The sequence below is a fragment of the Aurantiacibacter hainanensis genome, from assembly GCF_036321025.1.
Taxonomy (GTDB): Bacteria; Pseudomonadota; Alphaproteobacteria; order Sphingomonadales; family Sphingomonadaceae; genus Alteraurantiacibacter; species Alteraurantiacibacter hainanensis.
In genome coordinates, this window is record NZ_JAZAPB010000002.1 from 91,369 (window position 1) to 107,423 (window position 16,055).

Consider the following 16,055-nt stretch of genomic DNA (forward strand, 5'->3'; position numbering starts at 1 on the left):
TTCCTGCCGAACGGATCGCGGCGCCTGCCTGTTCCGCCGCTATTTGCGGCGATAGCGGAAGTACCAGACCTCGTGCCCCATCTGCGTGCGGGCCTTGTTCTCGTAGCGTGTCTCGCACCAGCCGGAGGGCCGGTTGCGGAACCCGTCCGGCCCGTCGATCACCCATTCGAACAGGTGGGTGAACCGCCGCATCACCATCAGCGCATGGCGCACGTAGACGGGGTGATCGGTGCCGAAGCGGAATTCGCCGCCTGGCTTCAGCTTGTCGGCGATCATCTGCACCGGCCCGTCGTTCATCATCCGGCGTTTCGCATGGCGTGCCTTGGGCCACGGGTCCGGGTGGAGCAGGTAGGCCATCGTCAGCGCGCCATCGGACACGCGCGCCAGCACCTCCAGCGCATCGCCGGCGTGCAGCCGTACGTTGGCCAGTCGCTGGTCGCGCACGTGGGTCAGGGCCTGAGCGACGCCGTTGATGAAGGGTTCCGCTCCGATGAAACCGTGGTCGGGCAAAAGGTCGGCGCGGTACGCGAGGTGCTCCCCTCCGCCGAAGCCGATCTCGAAATGCAGCGGACGATCCTCGCCGAACAGTCGCTCCGCCGTGACCGGGCCTTCCTTCGGCACGGCAATCTTCGGCAGCAGGGTGTCGACCAGCTCCTGCTGCTGCGCCCGCAGCGGCTTGCCGACCGAGCGCCCGTAGAGCCGGTTGAGCGTGGTGGGATCGCCTTCCTTGTGTGCCGTCATGGGCGGCTCGCTAGAATGCGAGGGGGCATGTTGTCCAGCGCCGCCTTGTTCGCCGGAGCCATGTCGGTTAGGCGCATCGCGCGATGGAACAGGCAACCGCATTCTTCGAAGGGCAGCCGGTATGGGCGCAGGCGGCCATCGGGCTGATCGCCCTCGCGCTCGTGGCGCTGGTGGTCAACTTCCTGCTGAAGAAGGTGATCCTGCGCCTCGCCGCGCCGTTCCTCGATACCCGCACCCTGACGGCGGATCGCGCCGCCGCGCGGCTCGCCACTGTCGCCCCGCTGCTGATCGTGGCGGACGGCATCGAGCTGGTGCCGCACCTCTACCCGGCGGTGCGTACGCTGGTGAGCAACATCGCCATGGCCAGCGTGGTGCTGAGCATCGCCATGGCGATCAGCAAGGGTCTCGACTACGTCAACGAGGTCTACGAACGGCAGCCACAGGCAAAGAACAAGCCGATCAAGGGGTACATTCAGGTCCTCAAGATCGTGGTCTACTGTGCCGCGGCCATCCTGGCGATCGCCGCGCTGATCGAACAGTCGCCCTTGCTGCTCCTTTCCGGTCTGGGCGCCATGGCGGCGGTGCTGCTGCTGGTGTTCAAGGATACCATCCTTTCGCTGGTCGCTTCGGTCCAGCTCTCCAGCAACGACATGCTGCGCGTGGGCGACTGGATCGAGATGCCGAGCATGCATGCCGACGGCGACGTGATCGATATCGCCCTGCACACGGTGAAGGTGCAGAACTTCGACAAGACGATCACCACCATTCCCACCTACAAGCTGATTGCCGAAAGCTTCCGCAACTGGCGCGGCATGCGCGATGCCGGCGGGCGGCGGATCAAGCGCTCGCTGCCGCTGGACCAGAACTCGGTGCGTTTCCTGTCGGACGAGGAGGTGGCCGACCTGCGCCGTTTCCGCCTGCTGGACGATTACCTTGTAGGCAAGGACAAGGAACTGGCGGAGTGGAACGCGCGCGAGCTTTCCGGCGGGGCCAACCCCGTTAACGCCCGGCGCATCACCAACATCGGCACGTTCCGCGCCTATGTGGCGGCCTACCTGAAGGCCCATCCCGAACTGAAGGGTGAGGGCTTCACCCTGCTGGTGCGCCAGCTGGAACCCACGCCGCAGGGTCTGCCGCTTCAGATCTACTGCTTTGCCGACACCGTGCAGTGGGCCGAATACGAGCGCATCCAGTCGGACGTGTTCGACCACCTGATCGCGATACTGCCCGAATTCGGCCTGCGCCTGTTCCAGCAGCCGAGCGGGCTGGACCTTGCCGGCCTGAAGGCGGGCTGACCCCACGACCAGAGACGAGGACGCCCCGGCAGGTGATCCATCCTGCCGGGGCGCACATACCCCCGTCCGGGTACTTCCTTGATCCGGATCGCAGCGATCCGGGAGATGATCAGGCGGCTTCGGTCTCTTCCGCGGCATCGGGATCGCGCAGCACGTAGCCGCGGCCCCATACCGTCTCGATGTAGTTGTCGCCGCCGCAGGCGCTCGAAAGCTTCTTGCGCAGCTTGCAGATGAACACGTCGATGATCTTGAGCTCGGGCTCGTCCATGCCGCCGTAGAGGTGGTTGAGGAACATTTCCTTGGTCAGCGTGGTGCCCTTGCGCAGCGAGAGCAGCTCGAGCATCGCGTATTCCTTGCCGGTCAAGTGGACGCGCGCGCCATCGACTTCAACGGTCTTGGCATCGAGGTTTACCGCCAGCTTGCCGGTGCGGATGATCGATTGGCTGTGGCCCTTCGAACGACGCACCACGGCGTGGATGCGGGCGACCAGCTCGTCGCGGTGGAAAGGCTTGGTCACGTAGTCGTCGGCACCGAAGCCGAACGAGCGGATCTTGGAGTCCATCTCGGCAATGCCGGAGAGGATCAGAACCGGCGTCTGCACCTTGGCGACGCGCAGCTTCTTGAGCACGTCGTAGCCGTGCATGTCGGGCAGGTTCAGGTCGAGCAGGATGATGTCGTAATCGTACAGCTTGCCCAGATCGAGGCCTTCCTCGCCCAGGTCGGTGCTGTAGACGTTGAACCCCTCGGTCGTCAGCATGAGCTCGATCGCCTTGGCGGTTGTCGGCTCGTCTTCGATCAGCAAAACGCGCATTGCTCAAAACCCCTTCATGTCCCCACGAACACGCCCCCGGCTGGAGGTGTTGCCCGTTATTAACCACGCAATTTCTCACCGAAAAAGGTTAACAAACGGTTTTCAGCGTTAAGACTTTCATACTGAGTCCTTTGGGTGACACTGAATGTCTCGCCCTTCGGCCTGCGCCGAAACGTCCTTGGCGCCGGCCTTTCCCGCCAGTTGCGCCTCCTTGCGCGGCAGATGCGGGCTTGCCTTCGCCCTTGCGCTCGCCTTGCCGGCACTCGAATGGGGCGAGCCGTTAACCTGTGGCCTGCGAAGTCTTAAGCGCGAATGCGAGGGAGCACCGGAGACGCGCCGCTGGTGTCGTGTGGCGGAGTCGAGGACGGCCAGGGCCAACCGGATCGAAAAGCATCGAGCATGACCTCGCGGAGGCGAATGCGAACCCGCGACGATGACGAAGCTGGCACCGTCAGTCGGGTTTCATGGCTTGGCTGCGGTTGAAGTTCACCGGCAAAACACCATATCGTGAGGATCGGCGGCATCGATTTCCAAGCGCCGCCGGCTGAGAGACATGGCGCTCCCGCTTGCTCATGGGAGACAGCCTTTGTCGGAAACGACCACTATCCTTTCAGTATCGACCCGGACCGGTCCAGCAGCTTCCACGGGGATACCCGACTACGCCATGGACGAGGGTCTCCTGCGCTTCATGCGCGACCCATATTTCGTTGAAGGCCGCAGCTACGCGACAATCTCGAGCATAGGAGCGAAGGGAACGGACTGCCACGCTCCGGGGCTTTCGAAGTGATTCCAGCCTCGGAACGGCCCCATTACTTCACAGTCCTCGGAACATTCGCCCTTCTGGCCCTGCTATTCTGGGTGATGTCGTGATCTGCCTGACACGTGCAATGGCCGGCACCGACCGCAAAGGAGCCTGATTATGTCCGATCCCAATTCTACCCGAGGTGAGACCGATATTCGGCGAAGCGCGCTATCGCGATGGGACGACGAGGGCGGAGCCATATTCTCGGTTCCAGCCGCAGCGGCTGACGAGATTCCCGAAATCTCCAACACCGAGATGGTCCATCTGCGCGTCAGGGTCATCGCCCTCGAAAACCTGCTCATCGCCGTGTTGGCCGAGGGTTCGGACAAACAGATAGCAGTCGCGCGCGAGATGGCTGAATATATCGCTCCGCGATCCGGCTCCACGCAGCATCCGCTGACAATTAAGGCGGGAAACCACATGGCCGGCATGATCGAACGCGCGCTGCATTTTCGGACTGTCGAAGCACCATCTCCTTCCCGGTAGATGGAATGCCATTTCAGCCCTAAGCCACTGATCACCGGGCCCCTGTGGCGAGATTTCGGTCTAGCTGTACGACGCGGATTTCAGGTAACCTGCGATATGCCGGGGAGCCCTGGAATGGGGCTACCTTGCGCATGATCTGCGCCATTCCCTTGCCAATGCGACCGGTTAGTCGCGTTTTCCCTTTACTGCGGGGTGCTTGCCTTTCGCCTTGCCCTTGAACGGCTTGCCGGGCTTTCCGCCCTTCTTCCCCTCGCTCCTGTCGAACTTTCTGCGGGCCTTTATCCTTGGGGCATCCGCATTGCTGCGCGCAGAGCGCTTGCGATTGCCGCTGGCGGCATCGCTCGGCCCGTTGTCCGACCGTTCGATGGCAACGGACTCCTCGTCGCTGTCGGCCTGGGCTGATCGCGCGGCCGCATCGGCAAACTTCTCGGCAATCTGGCGCGGGATCTGGAAGAAGGTCTCGTCTCTTCGGATGCGAATGGCCCCGATTTCGTTACGGGTGATGTGCCCGCGTCGGCACAGCAGCGGCAGGATCCAGCGCGGATCGGCATTCTGCCGGCGGCCCAGCGCCATGCGGAACCAGACGGTGTCCTCGAAGCCGGGGCGGTGGCGCTCCTTCTGCGCATCTCGCCGGGCATCCGGCGTATTGGCAATCAGATCCTCGGGCTCCGGCATGCTGGCGCGGTGCGCCTGCACCAGCATGGCAGCGATCTGCTCCGGAGTGCGGACGGCCAGAAGACGTTCGGCCAGCTCGCGGTCGCCCTCGTCGACCTCGACTGGCTGTAGCAGCTTTTCGAGCAACCGGTCGCGATCCCTGCTCTTGATGGCCTCGCGATCGGGCGCATCGATCCACTCTGCCGATATCTTGGCGTGGCGCAGCATCGATTCCACGCGCTTGCGCCGCGAGAACGGTACGACCAGCACTGCGGTGCCCTTTTTTCCCGCGCGGCCCGTGCGCCCGGAGCGGTGTTGCAGCGCTTCTGCATCGCGCGGGATCTCCACGTGAATGACCAGGCTCAGCGTCGGCAGGTCCAGCCCGCGCGCGGCCACATCGGTGGCGACACACACCCGCACGCGCCGATCACGCAACGCCTGGAGCGCCTGGTTGCGTTCCGACTGCGAATGTTCGCCGGACAGGGCGACGACCGCAAATCCGCGCTCCTGCAGCGTGGCATGCAGGTGACGCACCTTCTCGCGGGTCGCGCAGAACAGGATGGCGGTTTCCGGCTCGTGATAGCGGAGCAGATTGACTACGGCATTCTCGATCTCGGGCGGAGAGACGGTGACGGCCTGGTAGGAAATGTCGCTATGTCCGCGTTCTTCGCCGATGGTGGCAATCCGCAGGGCATCGCGCTGGTAACGGCGGGCGAGGGCCTCGATCGGGCGGGGCATCGTGGCGGAAAACAGCAGTGTCCTGCGCGTCTCCGGCGTCGCATCGAGGATCTCCTCGAGTTCCTCGCGAAAGCCCATGTCGAGCATCTCGTCCGCTTCATCGAGCACCACGGCTTTCAGCCCGGACAGGTCGAGCGCGCCGCGTTCGAGATGGTCGCGAAGCCTGCCCGGTGTGCCGACCACTATGGTTGCGCCGGAGCGCAGGGCCTTGCGCTCCTGCTGCGGGTTCATGCCGCCGACGCAGGTTGCAATGCGGCCACCGGCCTTGCCGTAGAGCCAGCCCAGTTCGCGGCTGACCTGCAAGGCAAGTTCGCGTGTGGGGGCGATGATGAGGGCAAGCGGCCTCTCCGAAAACGGAAAGGTTTCGCCGTCGCCCAGAAGTTCCTGCGCCATGGCGAGGCCGAAGGCGATGGTCTTTCCCGAGCCGGTCTGGGCGGAAACGATCAGGTCTCGGCCGGCAGCGCCGGGCTGCATGACTTCGGCCTGCACCGGAGTGGCGGTGGCGTAGCCACGCTCCGCGAGGGCAGCTTCAAGGCTGGAAGGTAGGGGAGGGAAATTCATGATACCGGTCTGTAGTAAAGGGGACACGCGATGTCGCTGCCAACGGCGAAATCGGAGTTCGCCCATTGAGTGCCGAGGGAATCGGTTTTGCGTGCTTGCCGCCCCCATAGGCGCGAATTTCGCATTTGGCTTGCGAAATAGATAAATCCTGACCGTGGTTTGGAGTGCAGCAGCCCTGACAGGCCTCGAATTGGCAATCGGATCGTGAGCAGCCGGTCCGGTTTTGGACCAAGTCGATATAGAGAGCGTTCGGTCAGCTATCCCATGCTCGCTTGCGCGGAAGCGTGAATCACTCGCCGGATGCTGCTTCTTTCGCCTCCAGCACCTCTGACACCAGAACTTTCAGATCGGCCACTTTCTGAGCCCCCATCGTGTCAGCAAGACGGCGCTCGAAGGCACGGCTCCGAGACTCGAGATAGCGTTTCAGCTGTTGACCTTTCGACGTCAGGCAAACGAGGCGAGCCCGCCCATCGTTCGGATCGGCATTGATCTCCACATAGCCGGATTCTTCCAGCGATCCGACCAGATAGGCCATTGATTGCTTCGTCATGTCGGCAGCCGCAGCGAGCCCCACCACACGCGACCCGTGGGGCTGAATATGACGGAATACAGGAGAATGCGCCGGACGAATATCCGGGAAGCCCGCGGCCTCCAGTCCGCCATAGGTCTCGCGCTGCCATAGCTCGTAGGCATCGCCGAACATCCTTCCCAATCGTCTTTCTTCGTCGACCATTTCTGCCTCTTGCCAATAGACAAACCTTCTGTCTATACTAGACAGGTAAACTGACGAATTGGAGCAAGGCAGGCGCGATGATCGAGACGAACCTGGCTGTTGTGGCCAAGCACATTGAGGATGAGGCGCGCGATCCTGCGACTGTCCTTCCGCTCTATACCGACGATGCCATCCAGGAGTTTCCCGCCCGGGGACTTCGCTTCGATACCCAAGAGGCGATCGAGGCGAACTATCGCAAGATGTTCGGGGCGATAGCAAACCTCAGTCTCGAACCGCTCGACAGGTTCGCCACCGAGAACCGGGTCGTAGACGACATGATCGTTCGCTTCGACCTTGTCGGCGAAGGCATGGAAAAATGTCCGATACCAGCGGGAAACAGGGTGGTTTTGCGCCTGGTGCACGTCTTCCACATGCGGGACGGACGGATTGCCCGAGAGATTGTGCACGAGGATTGGAAATTTGGATGAGGGCCTGTTCAAGAAGCCATCACCAAAGACGACGGGTCGCGTTCAAATCTGACAAAGGAGATATCAGATGAAAGCGACATTCAAGATCCTGGCTGCTGCTGTCTTGCTGGCGAGCGTGCCCGCAAGCGCGGGCGAATACGGAGGAAACGGCCAATATGTGCCTGGAGGCGACAGAGGAGCCTCCGATTGCAGCTACTCCGGGCTGAACGACGATGATGACGGTCAGGGCTTTACCCAGACTTTCGCGGCATTCCTGCGCTTCCTCGGAATCGATGCCGGCCGGTATTTCAATGCCGGGATGTTTTGTAAGGGTAAATGAGCCCATTCTGTGCAAGGCGAAGGGGGCAGTGCCTCCTTCGCCTTGACGGGTCTCATCTGGACCGTAGCGAGGCGATGACCAGCGTCACGCCCGCCATTTACCTTTGCGACAGGCATTCGCAGTAAGGTTCTCCCCGCGTGCCGATCGGCGGGGAAGCAGGATGTCAGTCAGATACGAGACGCCGCAGAGCTCGCGGCACACGACCGGCCGCCTTGCCTCGCTGGATGGACTGCGCGGGATCGCGGCGGTTGTCGTGGGCCTGATCTTCCATGCGCGCATGATCTACGATCCCGGTTCCGACCCCTTCGCCAGGGTGCTGCCCATCGGCTGGTTCCAGGTCTACGGCTGGTCGCTGGTCGATCTGTTTTTCACGCTTTCGGGCTTCATATTCGCGCACTGCTATCTGGAAGGGGCGCGCATGCGCTCCACGGTGACGGCGGGCGATTTCCTCGTCGCGCGCATCGCCCGCCTGTGGCCGCTCCACCTTGCCACTCTCGCCTATGTCGCGTTCGTATCGCGGGGATGGCCTGAGACGACCGTCGAGAACATCGCGCTGTCGGCGATGTTCGCTCATGTCTTTCTCGAGAATTCCACCGACGTCCTCAATGGCCCCGCCTGGTCGTTGTCTGTCGAGGCGATCTGCTATGCAGTCTTCGCCCTTGCCGCTTTTGCAGGCGGGCGATGGCTGCAGGGCATCACCATCGCGGCGATCCTTGCGGGCGTGATCTCCATCTGGGTCTTCGGAGTCTGGGAAGCGCTGATCGGCCGGGGACTGGCCGGGTTCTTCATCGGTGTGCTGCTGTGCCGTTCGCTCCCCGTGCTCGCAAGGGTGCCCACCCCGGCACTTCTCCTGGGCGTCTTGCTGCCATTCGTATTTCCGCCGGAGGGTCGGGCATTGATCGCGACCGTGGCGGTGGCATGGCCCTGCGCCATCCTGCTCGCCCTGCGCACACCCGCACTCGGCGGACGCCTGTTCACCTGGCTCGGCGACCGCAGCTATGCGATCTATCTGGTGCATGTGCCTGTCTATCTTGTCGCCAAGAACCTGATCGGAGACGCGAACGCCGGATCACCGGGCCTCTCGATGCTGGCTTTGCTGGCGTGCTGGATTGCCATTCTCGCCATAGCCAACACGCTCTACCGCATCCTGGAGCGGCCTGCACAACGCGCCATTCTCGAGTTCTACCGCCAGCATTGCAAACCGGCGACACCGAGCGGCAGCAGTCTGCGCGAGCGCGTTTAGGCATCCCCGCGACGGCCGCACTCGGGTCGTCAGCGCAGGGTCCCGGTAAAGTCTCGTTTCGCTATCGACCCCGCGGCAATCAGCGATGGGCGAGGGGCAGCCGCATCAGGATTTCGCCGTAGTAATCATCGCCGGTCCTGATGGCACCGGGTTCCCGGCCATACTCCTCGAACCACGCGCCGAATACCGCGCCGTCCGAAAGGCGCCGGGCCATGTCGCTATCTGAAAGAACTGCCTCCTCGCCCCACCGAAGCGCCGTAGAATTCGGGGTGGGACTGAAGAGCGGAAAGGCGAAGCTCCCTGTAGGCTGAGGCATGCTCGGGACCGAGACGGCTTACCCTTACCCCATCGTTCACAAGCCCTGATCCCCGTTCACCGTCCCACTCGGTCGAGCATCGCACGGATGTAGAACGGTCCGCAATCGGATCATTTACACTTACCCCACGGACGAGGTGATCGCGATCTGAACCTATCGCCCCCTACTGCGTTGGATCGACAGGAAGGCGAAGGAGAAACCCCATCGAAGAGCGAGGCCGAATGAGCGATGCCCGGTTCGTGCGACGCCTGGTTCTGGCGACCCTGGTCATTGCCGTGGCGTTGCTGGCCTGGGAACTTCGCTTCATCGTGGTGCTCGCGTTCGGCGCGGTCCTCCTTGCTGTTCTGTGGAATGCCGCAGCCAAGTGGCTAAATTCGGTTACGCCCGTGTCGAAGGGGGCGGGCCTTGCCATCACGGTGGTCGCAGTGCTGGCCTTCACAGGCGGCATGCTCTTCCTGTTCGGTTCCGAGATCGCCAGCCAGGCCGAATCGATCGCCGCGGCCTTGCCCGATGCCTTCGACCAGGTACTTGCCACGGCCCGCGATTTCGGCGTGGGCGGCTGGGTCAATCAGCAGATCGAGCGTCTGAGCGGTGCATTCGCCGGAGGAAGCGTTGGCGGCATGCTGATGACCATCGGCAACGGCCTCACCGATTTCATCGTCGTCGTGGTCGGCAGCGTGTTTCTCGCGGCGCGGCCCGGCCTCTACCGAACCGGGCTGCTCAAGCTCGTTCCCTCCGCGAGGCGGGACAAGGCCGCCGATACGCTCGACGACATGGAGCGGGCCCTGCGGATGTGGTTCAAGGGTCGGCTGGTGGCGATGATTGGCGTGGGGCTGCTCACGGGACTGGGCCTATGGCTGATCGGCGTCCCGTCCTTCCTGGCGCTGGGCGTGCTTGCAGGGATACTGGAGATCGTTCCGTTCTTCGGCCCCATCATGGCCGCAGTCCCGGGCATCCTGCTGGCCCTGCTGGTGAGTCCGACCCACGCCCTGCTCGCCACCGGCCTCTACCTGGTGATCCAGCAGGCCGAGGGAAACCTGATCACGCCGATCATCCAGCAGCACGCGGTCGAGCTTCCGCCCGCGATCCTGCTCTTTTCGCTGCTGATCTTCGCCTTCCTGTTCGGCGTGGTCGGCGTGCTGCTTGCCGCACCCCTGACGGTGGTCTTCTACATCCTGATCAAGAAGCTCTACGTGCAGGACGCGCTCGACACCCCCACGCCGATCCCCGGAGAGGACCGCTAGAGTCCGCCCTCCGGCGCGAGCGCCTCACCTCATGGCCTGCAACTTCTTCGCTCGCCGCCGCTGTACCGATGAACCGATCCCGATAGCCTCGCGGTATTTCGCCACGGTGCGGCGGGCGAGGTCGAAGCCCTCGGCTTTCAGCAGGTCGACCAGCGCGTCGTCCGAGAGGATCTTCTTCGGGTCCTCGGCATCGGTCAGAGCCTTGATGCGCGCCTTCACCGCCTCGGCGCTGGCGCCTTCGCCGTCGGCTCCGCCGCCTACCCCGCTGGAGAAGAAGTACTTGAGTTCGAACGTGCCGCGTTCACAGTGGAGGAACTTGTTGCTCGTCACCCGCGATACGGTGCTCTCGTGCATCTCGATCGCCTCGGCCACCCGGGCCAGGGTCAACGGCTTCAGTTCGGAGACGCCGCGACGGAAGAAGCCGTCCTGCTGCTTCACGATCTCGGCGGCGACCTTCAGGATGGTCTTCTGCCGCTGGTCCAGCGCCTTGATCAGCCAGTTGGCATCGGCCAGCTTCTCGCTCAGCCAGCCCTTCGCGTCCTTGCCGGCGCAGCCATCGCGCAGCTCGACGTAGTAGCTGCGGTTCACCACCAGGCGGGGCAGCGTGTCCTCGTTCAGCCGGATGTCCCAACCCTCGTCCTTCGCCGACAGCAATACGTCGGGCACGACCGACGCGCTTGGGCTTCCGCCGAACCGCAGGCCCGGCTTGGGATCGTAGCTGCGCAGTTCGGAGAGCATCTCGGCGAAATCCTCGTCGTCGACGCGGCAGATGCGCTTCAAGTGCGCAACCGCGCCCTTGGCGACGAGTTCGAGGTTGTCGATCAGCACTTCCATGCACGGGTCGTAGCGGTCGGCTTCCTTCGCCTGCAGTGCCAGGCATTCCGACAGGGTGCGCGCGCCGACGCCCGTGGGGTCGAGCGACTGCACCACCTCCAGCGCCTCCTCCACCCGCGCCAGCGGCACGTCGAGGGCGACGGCGATGTCGCGCAAGGACGCGGTGAGGTACCCAGCCTCGTCCAGCAGGCCGATGATGTGGCGGGCGATGAAAGCGGTCTGCGCATCGGGAGCGACTGCGCCGACCTGGCGGTCGAGGTGGTCGGCGAGGGTGGGGGCATCGTCGCCGCGGTTTTCCAGGTCCGGCGCTTCGCCGCTGCCCACCGCCGCATCGGCCGACCAGTCGCCGGTGTCGCGATCGGTGTCGAGCGCGCTGGCGTCGATGTCCAACGCCTCCTCGCCGTCTCCGGGGGAGGAATCGTGCAGTGAGGGCTCGTCGCTTTCGGGTGGGGCCTCGCGGTCCTCGGCGCGCAATTCGCCGGCTTCCAGCAGGGGATTGGCCTCCAGCGCCTCGCCCACGAAGGTCTCGATCTCCAGGTTCGACAGCGCCAGCAGCTTGATCGCCTGCTGCAACTGCGGCGTCATCACCAGCGATTGCGATTGCCTGAGGTCTAGTCTTGGCCCCAGAGCCATATCATCCCCCCGCCACGATCATTGTCGGGAGCGCATCACAGCTCGAACCCCTCGCCAAGATACAGGCGACGCACGTTCTCGTCCGCCACCAGTTCCTGCGGGGAGCCGGCGAACAGCACCTGTCCGCCGTAGATGATGCAGGCCCGGTCCACGATATCCAGCGTCTCGCGCACGTTGTGATCGGTGATCAGCACGCCGATGCCGCGCCGCTTGAGGTCCTTCACGAGGTCGCGGATATCGCTGATGGACAAGGGGTCGATCCCGGCGAAGGGTTCGTCCAGCAGCATGATGGAGGGCTTGGCCGCCAGCGCGCGGGCGATCTCGCAGCGGCGGCGTTCACCGCCCGACAGCGCCATGGCCGGGCTGTCGCGCAGGCGGGTGATGTGGAATTCCTCAAGCAGCCGCTCAAGCTCCTGCTCGCGCACGCCCTTGTCCGGCTCCACCATTTCCAGCACGCAGCGGATGTTCTGTTCCACCGTCATCCCGCGAAAGATGCTGGTTTCCTGCGGCAGGTAGCCCAGGCCCAGGATCGCGCGCCGGTACATCGGCAGCTTGGTGACATCCACGCCGTCCATCAGGATGCGGCCGCTGTCGGGCTTCACCAGGCCCATGATGGAATAGAAGCAGGTGGTCTTGCCCGCGCCGTTGGGGCCCAGCAGGCCCAGCACCTCGCCCTTGGCTACGGTCAGCGATATGTCGCTGAGCACGGAGCGCTTGTCGTAGCTCTTGGCGATGGAGACCACTTCCAGTCCGCCACTTTCCGGCAGGTCGGGCGCAGCGTTCGACGGTGCTTCCGCCATCGCTTCGGCCAGGGCCTCTTCGTCGAGGAAGTCGTCGTCGTCGCGCGCGGTCATGCGCTGCCATCTAGCACGTTGGGCCGCGCTTTGAAGGGTATTTGGCAAGATTCCTGCATGGCGATGCTCAGGAAACCAGTCCCGAACCTGAACGTTTCATTGACGCGCTTGCAAGCCGACGCGCGAAGTGGAATAAAAAGGGACTCGGGACTGGAGAGAGGAGAGCCATATGCCAAGGGCACTCGAACAGGCGCAGGAACGCAGCACGCAAAAGCTCGACTGGCGCCGCAAGATCAGCGATCACGTCGCTTTCGGCCTGCTGGTGTATACCGGCCTACATATATTCCTCACCATGACGCAACTGAAGGGCGAAAGCGGATCGGTACTTCCCTACTTCGCGCTGGTCGTTCTGGTTGCGGCCATCATTCCGGGCTGTCGCTGGTTCGAGATGCGGTGGGACGGGCTTTCCGACGCGGAAGCATCCGACCCCGCGCTGGCACCGGCCTTCCGCCGCGAAGTGATCATGCTGTGGATTGCGGCCATCGGTTTGCCCGTGGCGCTCACCTTCGGCTTCAAGGCCGCCGCCTCCCTCTTCTGACCGGAGTCCTCCGCCTCCTTGCGGCGCTGCTGCTGGTCAGTCTGGCGCCGCAGGCTCATGCCACCACGCTGCTTCCCGAAGCCGCGCCTGCCGAGGCGCCGGCCACGCCTGCGCCCACCGCGGGTTCCATCCAGGTGGAGCCGACGGCAGGGCAGGACGAACGCATAGAAGCGCGCCTGACGGATATATTTGCCAACGTTCCCAGCCTGTCGCAGGTGAGGGTTTCGGTGCAGCAGGGCGTCGTCACCCTTTCCGGCACCGCGCCCGACGATGCGGCACTGGCGCGCGCGGAAGCGATCGCCGGCGGCGTGGAGGGAGTCGCCACGGTCGAAAACACCATCGAGCGCGACCTGTCGGTGGACATCGGCGAGGGGATCGGCGGTCTGGGCGAGCGAGTGGAGCAGTTCAGCCGCATGCTGCCGCTGGTGGGCCTGGCGGTGCTGGTTGCGCTGGCAATTGCCGCGTTCGGCTACCTCCTCGCCTCCTTCACCAGGCTTTGGCGGCGGGTGGCGCCCAACGGCTTCCTGGCCGAGCTGATCGCCAGCGCACTGCGCTTCGTTTTCGTGATCGCGGGGATAGTGGTCGGGCTCGACATGATCGGCGCGGGGGCGCTGATGGGGGCGGTGCTCGGCGGTGCGGGCGTGATCGGTATCGCGCTGGGCTTTGCCATGCGGGACACGGTCGAGAACTACGTCGCCAGCCTGATGCTGAGCCTGCGCCAGCCGTTCCGCGCCAATGATCACGTCGTGATCGACACCCAGGAAGGCCGTGTCATTCGCCTGACGAGCCGCGCGACCGTGCTGATGACGCTGGACGGCAACCACCTGCGCATTCCCAATTCCGCCGTCTTCAAGGCGGTGATCCTGAACTACACCCGCAACCCGCAGCGCCGCTTCGATTTCGAGCTGGGCGTGGATGCCGACGACGATGCCGAGGCCGCGCGCCTGTTGGGGCGCGAAACGCTCTCGGGGCTGGACTTCGTGCTGAACGATCCCCCGCCCGAGGTTCACATCGCGCGGGTGGGCGATTCCAACGTGGTGCTGACGTTCTTCGGGTGGGTGGACCAGCGCAAGGCCGATTACCTAAAGGCCAAGAGCCGTTCCATCTCCGCGTGCAAGGTGGCGCTGGAAGATGCCGGCTTCGCGCTGCCCGAACCGATCTACCGCCTGCGCTTCGACCAGCGCACGGCCACCCTGCCGTTCGAGAATATCGGCGAGAGGCGGGCCGCACCGTCCGCCCCGCCGCCTGCGCCCCGCCACGCACCGACGGTCGTCACCGCGAACGACGTCGCGCCCGAGGACGAGATCGCGCGCATGGTGGACGAGGAACGCGCCAGCGATCCGGGGCAGGAAAAGGACCTGCTCGATTCCGGCAGGCCGGTAGAGTGAGGATGTAACAGCGGCGGGTGAGCGAATTGCCTCGACAAAGGCCGATTTCGCCATTCTACTTGGCCGTGGTGCAAATCGGGAGAGGTGTGCCGCAACATAAGTGTCGCAAAGATGCACTAGGCGCAATCTCGACGGATGTCCGATTTGCACGCTGCGCAAGCATTGGGAGACGACTCATGAGGAAAACCTTGGCTGGCCTGCTGTCAGCAACTGCATTCATCGCCACGCCGGCCGTGGCGGACGATGGACAATTCTATGTCGGCGTGGGTGGCGGCGTGGTGCTGCCAGAAAATCTCGATCTCGAAGACCCGGTTACCGGCGACCTTCTGATCGGCGAGAACGCTGCCGGCTGGGAAGGCGAGGCCCTTTTCGGCTACGACGCCGGGCCGGTGCGATTTGAAGTCGAAGGCAGCTACAAGACCTTCGGGATCGACGCCTTCGAGGGCGGTTCGGTGGGCGTGCCCGTCGAACTGGATGGCAACAACGATCCCGTTTACGATTTCGGCCGGGTCGAGCCGATCGACGGCGATGCCGAGATATTCAGCGGCATGGCCAACGTTCTCTTCGATGCCGGCGGAAATGACGGTTTCGGCGTCTCGCTGGGTGGCGGCGTCGGATTTTCCAACGCTCGCTTCTTCGACATCGCGGCTGTCCCCTCGGACATCGACATCGTGGACGACAACGATGTCCAGTTCGCCTGGCAGTTCCTGTTGCAGGCGCGCGCTCCGATCGCCGACGACGTCGATCTGTCGCTGAAGTACAAGTATCACAACGTGAGCGACCCGAGTTTCGTCGATGGCTCCGGGCGCCAGTTCGATGCCGATGTCGCGACCCATTCGATCCTGGCGACGGTGATGTTCTACTTCGGTGGCGAGGAACCGGCTCCGCCGCCTCCCCCGCCGCCGCCGCCTCCGCCCCCGCCGCCTCCGCCTCCGCCGCCTCCCCCGCCGCCCCCGCCGCCTCCGCCGGCGCCGGTCTGCGAGCAGGGCCCCTACATCGTGTTCTTCGATTGGGACGAGTCGACCATCACGCCGGAAGCGGCCACGGTGCTCAACTCCGCCATCACAGCCTACGGCGATTGCGGCTCGGCCTCGATCATGCTGGCCGGTCACACCGACCGTTCGGGCAGCGTGGAATACAACATGGGCCTGGCAGAGCGTCGCAACGACTCGGTGCAGGAATACCTCACCGGCCGTGGCATCCCCGCCGGTCGTATCTCGACCGAAGCCTTTGGCGAGAGCATGCCCCGCGTGCCGACCGCCGATGGTGTTCGCGAACTGCAGAACCGCCGCGTGGAAATCACTTACGGTCCGGGTTCGGGCATGTAAGTTCACACGGACCGAACAACGAAAAGGGCCGGGAGCGATCCCGGCCCTTTCTGTTTGGGCGATCTCATCC

16 protein-coding genes are annotated in these 16,055 nt (G+C 64.0%); 9 read left to right on the forward strand and 7 right to left on the reverse strand.

From position 1 onward, the window contains the following. Positions 1–39: 39 nt before the first annotated feature. Complete coding sequence (gene trmB, locus AAA989_RS07980) at positions 40–741, reverse strand: tRNA (guanine(46)-N(7))-methyltransferase TrmB (RefSeq protein ID WP_338242347.1); 702 nt, start codon at positions 739–741, stop codon at positions 40–42. An 83-nt stretch (positions 742–824) separates the two neighbouring features. Here trmB and AAA989_RS07985 point away from each other — a divergent pair, with 83 nt between their 5' ends. Continuing rightward, positions 825–2,036, forward strand: coding sequence for a mechanosensitive ion channel family protein (locus AAA989_RS07985; protein WP_338242349.1), 1,212 nt, complete (start codon positions 825–827; stop codon positions 2,034–2,036). A 109-nt stretch (positions 2,037–2,145) separates the two neighbouring features. Here AAA989_RS07985 and ctrA read toward each other — a convergent pair whose 3' ends face one another. Further along, on the reverse strand, positions 2,146–2,847 hold the full coding sequence (ctrA, locus tag AAA989_RS07990; RefSeq protein WP_338242352.1) for a response regulator transcription factor CtrA: 702 nt from the start codon (positions 2,845–2,847) through the stop codon (positions 2,146–2,148). Positions 2,848–3,766: 919 nt separating this feature from the next. Here ctrA and AAA989_RS07995 point away from each other — a divergent pair. Continuing rightward, the gene (locus AAA989_RS07995; protein WP_338242354.1) at positions 3,767–4,135 is read left to right on the forward strand and encodes a hypothetical protein; all 369 of its coding nucleotides are present in this window, start codon (positions 3,767–3,769) and stop codon (positions 4,133–4,135) included. Between the two features lie 165 nt (positions 4,136–4,300). Here AAA989_RS07995 and AAA989_RS08000 read toward each other — a convergent pair whose 3' ends face one another. Together AAA989_RS08000 and AAA989_RS08005 are read right to left on the reverse strand one after the other, a co-directional pair. Beyond that, positions 4,301–6,088 carry a DEAD/DEAH box helicase gene (locus AAA989_RS08000; protein WP_338242356.1) on the reverse strand — a complete coding sequence of 596 codons (1,788 nt, stop codon included), beginning with the start codon at positions 6,086–6,088 and terminating at the stop codon, positions 4,301–4,303. A gap of 289 nt (positions 6,089–6,377) precedes the next feature. Then, positions 6,378–6,821, reverse strand: coding sequence for a MarR family winged helix-turn-helix transcriptional regulator (locus AAA989_RS08005; protein ID WP_338242358.1), 444 nt, complete (start codon positions 6,819–6,821; stop codon positions 6,378–6,380). Positions 6,822–6,898: 77 nt separating this feature from the next. Here AAA989_RS08005 and AAA989_RS08010 point away from each other — a divergent pair, with 77 nt between their 5' ends. The 3 genes from AAA989_RS08010 (at position 6,899) to AAA989_RS08020 (ending at position 8,850) form a co-directional block, all read left to right on the forward strand. Next, complete coding sequence (locus AAA989_RS08010; protein ID WP_338242361.1) at positions 6,899–7,288, forward strand: nuclear transport factor 2 family protein; 390 nt, start codon at positions 6,899–6,901, stop codon at positions 7,286–7,288. A 67-nt stretch (positions 7,289–7,355) separates the two neighbouring features. Continuing rightward, positions 7,356–7,607, forward strand: coding sequence for a hypothetical protein (locus tag AAA989_RS08015; RefSeq protein WP_338242362.1), 252 nt, complete (start codon positions 7,356–7,358; stop codon positions 7,605–7,607). Between the two features lie 160 nt (positions 7,608–7,767). Further along, on the forward strand, positions 7,768–8,850 hold the full coding sequence (locus AAA989_RS08020; RefSeq protein ID WP_338242364.1) for an acyltransferase family protein: 1,083 nt from the start codon (positions 7,768–7,770) through the stop codon (positions 8,848–8,850). A gap of 79 nt (positions 8,851–8,929) precedes the next feature. On the opposite strand, the gene AAA989_RS08025 is transcribed toward AAA989_RS08020, so the two are convergent. Then, entirely contained in the window at positions 8,930–9,064 is a 135-nt protein-coding gene (locus AAA989_RS08025; protein ID WP_338242365.1) for a hypothetical protein, read from the reverse strand. A gap of 323 nt (positions 9,065–9,387) precedes the next feature. Between AAA989_RS08025 and AAA989_RS08030 the strand changes: the two genes are divergently transcribed. After that, the gene (locus tag AAA989_RS08030; RefSeq protein ID WP_338242367.1) at positions 9,388–10,410 is read left to right on the forward strand and encodes an AI-2E family transporter; all 1,023 of its coding nucleotides are present in this window, start codon (positions 9,388–9,390) and stop codon (positions 10,408–10,410) included. A 24-nt stretch (positions 10,411–10,434) separates the two neighbouring features. On the opposite strand, the gene rpoN is transcribed toward AAA989_RS08030, so the two are convergent. Together rpoN and lptB are read right to left on the reverse strand one after the other, a co-directional pair. Continuing rightward, positions 10,435–11,877, reverse strand: coding sequence for an RNA polymerase factor sigma-54 (rpoN, locus tag AAA989_RS08035; protein WP_338242369.1), 1,443 nt, complete (start codon positions 11,875–11,877; stop codon positions 10,435–10,437). Between the two features lie 35 nt (positions 11,878–11,912). Then, positions 11,913–12,677 (reverse strand): LPS export ABC transporter ATP-binding protein, encoded by a 765-nt coding sequence (lptB, locus tag AAA989_RS08040; protein ID WP_338245476.1) that lies wholly within the window; start codon positions 12,675–12,677, stop codon positions 11,913–11,915. 223 nt (positions 12,678–12,900) lie between these two features. On the opposite strand from lptB, the gene AAA989_RS08045 reads away from it, so the two are divergent. From AAA989_RS08045 to AAA989_RS08055, 3 genes are all read left to right on the forward strand, one after another. Beyond that, positions 12,901–13,269: a hypothetical protein gene (locus AAA989_RS08045; RefSeq protein WP_338242371.1), complete on the forward strand. Its 369-nt coding sequence runs from the start codon at positions 12,901–12,903 to the stop codon at positions 13,267–13,269. Further along, positions 13,200–14,657 carry a mechanosensitive ion channel family protein gene (locus tag AAA989_RS08050; RefSeq protein WP_338242373.1) on the forward strand — a complete coding sequence of 486 codons (1,458 nt, stop codon included), beginning with the start codon at positions 13,200–13,202 and terminating at the stop codon, positions 14,655–14,657. The genes AAA989_RS08045 and AAA989_RS08050 overlap by 70 nt, the downstream gene beginning before the upstream one ends. Before the next feature lie 176 nt (positions 14,658–14,833). After that, positions 14,834–15,985 carry an OmpA family protein gene (locus AAA989_RS08055; protein ID WP_338242375.1) on the forward strand — a complete coding sequence of 384 codons (1,152 nt, stop codon included), beginning with the start codon at positions 14,834–14,836 and terminating at the stop codon, positions 15,983–15,985. The last annotated feature ends 70 nt before the right edge of the window (positions 15,986–16,055 follow it).